The organism is Sphaerochaeta sp., from assembly GCF_050256055.1.
Lineage (GTDB): Bacteria > Spirochaetota > Spirochaetia > Sphaerochaetales > Sphaerochaetaceae > Sphaerochaeta.
Genome location: NZ_JBFWIJ010000061.1, coordinates 1 through 3364, shown reverse-complemented (window position 1 = coordinate 3364; position 3364 = coordinate 1). Strand labels below are relative to the sequence as shown.

The 3364-nt window shown below is 49.2% G+C and carries 4 protein-coding genes and 1 tRNA gene; 3 read left to right on the top strand and 2 right to left on the bottom strand.

Going from position 1 to position 3364, the window contains the following annotated elements:
- Nucleotides 1-142 precede the first annotated feature (142 nt).
- Nucleotides 143-214, top strand: a tRNA-Gly gene (locus AB7C91_RS13685).
- 98 nt (nucleotides 215-312) lie between these two features.
- On the opposite strand, the gene AB7C91_RS13680 is transcribed toward AB7C91_RS13685, so the two are convergent.
- The gene (locus AB7C91_RS13680) at nucleotides 313-1098 is read right to left on the bottom strand and encodes a family 1 encapsulin nanocompartment shell protein (protein WP_332447157.1); all 786 of its coding nucleotides are present in this window, start codon (nucleotides 1096-1098) and stop codon (nucleotides 313-315) included.
- 31 nt (nucleotides 1099-1129) lie between these two features.
- On the bottom strand, nucleotides 1130-1468 hold the full coding sequence (locus tag AB7C91_RS13675; RefSeq protein WP_332447158.1) for a ferritin-like domain-containing protein: 339 nt from the start codon (nucleotides 1466-1468) through the stop codon (nucleotides 1130-1132).
- A 310-nt stretch (nucleotides 1469-1778) separates the two neighbouring features.
- Here AB7C91_RS13675 and AB7C91_RS13670 point away from each other — a divergent pair, with 310 nt between their 5' ends.
- Complete coding sequence (locus AB7C91_RS13670; protein ID WP_332447159.1) at nucleotides 1779-2516, top strand: GntR family transcriptional regulator; 738 nt, start codon at nucleotides 1779-1781, stop codon at nucleotides 2514-2516.
- Nucleotides 2517-2629: 113 nt separating this feature from the next.
- Nucleotides 2630-3364: AMP-binding protein (locus tag AB7C91_RS13665; RefSeq protein WP_428592404.1), on the top strand; the 735-nt coding region annotated here is incomplete at its 3' end.

The following is a 3364-nucleotide window of genomic DNA, read 5'->3' as shown; positions in this document are numbered from 1 at the left end:
CTTCAATGCCGATGGTTGTACGGGCTTTGGTTCGGTGGTGGTGTTCGACCGGGCAAAAGGGGAGGTGGAAATCGGGACTCGACTGTTCTGCTGAATTGATATTTACATCCTTTTCCAATTTTGCTATGATCCAAGGGCAGATGCGCTAGTAGCACAATGGTTAGTGCTCGTGCTTCCCAAGCATGAGACGAGGGTTCGATTCCCTTCTGGCGCTCTCTGAAAGACGTACTTGATGATGGAGTACGTCTTTTTTTGTGAAAAAAGAGGTCGGTTGGATGCCGACCTCTTAAGAAATTCACTCCCAAACACCGCTTATTGGTACACGATGACCGATTTGGGTTCCATGACTCTGAATGTGAAGGATTCGGTGATGAAGAGGGTGACTTCCTTTGAGTCATGGCTTTCATAGCCCAAGGCGAAGTCTTGGCCGATGGTCAATTCCAGATGCTCTGAATTGAAGGGAATCATGAGTGCTCCTTCGAGGCTGGTCGCCAATACCACCTTCGATCCCAACAGATGTTCAACCTGTTCGATCAGGCGCACTCCCTGGTACTCCTTGTTCAGCTTCAGAAAATTGTCCTTGCTGACAACCAACGCATAGGGGCCGTGGATGAAGTGTTTCTTCAGCAGGAGCAATCCCTCGGTGAGCGAGGTCAGAATTTCATTCGCTTCCGTTCCGAAGAGAAAGCTCTTGTGAGCCGACGTTTCCTTCAGCCCTTTGATCGAGGCCTTTGCATAGCCGTTGTAGACGGCATTCTCTTCGAAAAGTGCAAGTTTTTCCACTGCGTTGTCCAGATTCTCGAAGTCGATGTCCTTCGCTCCTCTGATCAGATTGTCCAATTCCCATTTGTTCAAGGAGAACCGGATACGGGCTTCGGTAAGCGGTTGCAATGTATAGACTCCCGTCTTCACCTCACCATCGTCGATCAGGTTGAGCCGGCCTGTGTTGACTGCAGCATACGCAATGCCTTTCGGGCCTTCAACCTTGACGACGCTGCGCGCGCTCAATCGTGAGAGCAGCACCTCTTTCGTTCTTTCTTCTATAGCAGCCCACGCCTGCTTGGAGAGCGGGGCGAGTTCACGTTTAAACAAATCCATACCTGTTCCTCCTTGGGACCAAAGGTTTTGGTCAGGTTTTCAAGTCTCCGATCGTCAGAGTATCGGCGCTCTTTCCCCCAGAACCGCTTGCTTCCACTTCGAGTACGGAACCGGCGGTAAAAAGATAGGTCTTCAGATCCTCATCCCATTTGTCCATGTTCCGTCTGAGCCATTCAAGAGCCATAACGGCATGTTCAATCTCTTCATCACGATTGTGTGCCATGATTCCCTTGAGTTCTGCATCCTTGGTGGTGCTGACCCGCTGGTTGTACCAATCGATCGCTTCGAGCTCTTCCCTGAGGCTGGTGATTGCTCTACTGATATCCCTCGTTTTTTCGTCGAGTGCATCAAAGGGTTCCGAATAAGCCATTGTATCCTCCTGTTGAAACTTTGTATCAATAAGTATACTCACAAACGGTGCAGAAAGGAAGAGTAAAGGATATTTGTCTTATCCTCCTATGCTCAAAGCCTATTTACTTGACAAGACAAAGTTTCTGTTTTGTAAGCCTATTAAAATATTAGTATTTCAAATAAATAGCTTATAGTATTGTTTACATAACCTATTGGCATGTATATACTCTCTCTGTTAGGACAAAATCCTTACTGAAGTCTTTGTTGATTTGTATTATACTAAAACAATAGATTGGACTCCTGATCTTGCACAATATGGAGGAATGAGCATGGCTCTGAAATTCAAGAACGTATTCTCGCAACTACAGATGAAAATAATATTCGGGGAATGGCCTGAAGGGTTTCGTATTCCTACGGAAATGGAATTGTGTGATCACTACGGGGTTTCCCGGGTCACTATCAGGCGCGCCCTCGATGGTTTGGTCAAGCAAGGATACATCACCAGGACGAGAGGCCGGGGGTCTTTCGTCCTGTTCAAACGATCGGTGGTGGGTTTGGGATATCCCCAGCTTTCCTCGGCTGTCCAGGAAACGATGCCAAAAGGAATCTATAAGATTCTGCTGAAGGAAAAGGTCGAAGCTTCCGATGCCGATAGAAATCAGATCGGTCTGTCCAACGATCCAAGTGCTTCCTATCTCTGGCATTTCAAGAGCCTGCATACAGTGGATGGCAAGCCTTCGGTCCTTTCCGATTACTATGTCGCACCCCGCTTCGGTACGGAAATCGCGATGCTTGACGAGGAGGATGAGCGTTCCTTCTTTGAACTGGTCAGCCAACAAGTCGGTCAGAAGTGTCATTTCGTCAATGGGAAGGTTGCTGCGATCAACCCGAACGAGGAGATCTGCAAACAGTTGGGGATCGACTGCCAGTCGGCCAGCCTGTGGTGCCGTGGTGTCTGTGTATTGGATGATGGAACGGTCATCGGTCGATGCACCAAGGTGTTCAACGGCCTGATGTATGAGTTTGCCGTGGATACGGAGGTTGTTTCATCCTTCCATAGATCCTAAGTGACAAAACCCTTTGAATCGGTGAGAGCCCTACCTCGAAATCCTTGTGTTTTCTTGACAGGTAGGGTATACGTGTAAGTATAGGATACAAACAAAAGGCGGGGAAGGATAGTATGCAAAGAACCATTGTTGCCATGTTGCACGAGGCAGCTCTCAAGTATGGAGACCGGGCATATACGAATACCAGGACGGAGGCAGGCTGGCTAGCTTGCTCCTATGCACAGACCGATGTACAGTCCGACCAGGTGGCGGCGTATTTGCTGCATCATGGGTTCAAAGCCGGTCAGACCATCGGCATTCTCAGCGAAGGGAAGAGTAGCTGGGTGACCTGTGAGCTTGGTGCGATCAAGGCAAGGATGATCAGTGTTCCCCTTTCGATCAAGTTGACTCCGGAGGAAATCGCCTTCCGAATCAACCACAGTGAGGCGGTTGCCTTGGCGGTTTCCTCGAATACGTTGGGCAACGCAATCAAGGCGTCATCCCTGTTCGATCATCCGGTCATGTTCGTCTATCTTGATGCACAGGATGAGCGGTTGGAAGAACATATTTGCAGCGCCGATTGGAAGCAGGATGTAGACTATGTGCCTTGGGATACCTTGATGCTGGACGGTCGGACGCTTTTGGAACAATCCCCCGACATGGTCAAGGATGTCGAGGCTTTGATTGACGAGCGGGATACCATCAATATCTGTTATACGAGCGGAACGACGGGCAACCCGAAGGGAATCATGCTTACCCATGTGAACTACTTTGTGAATGCCCACGATGCCATCGAGCTGTTCCAGTTGCCTGATGCCAGGTTCGAAACCTTGGTGGTGCTCCCGGTCGATCACAGTTTTGCCCACACG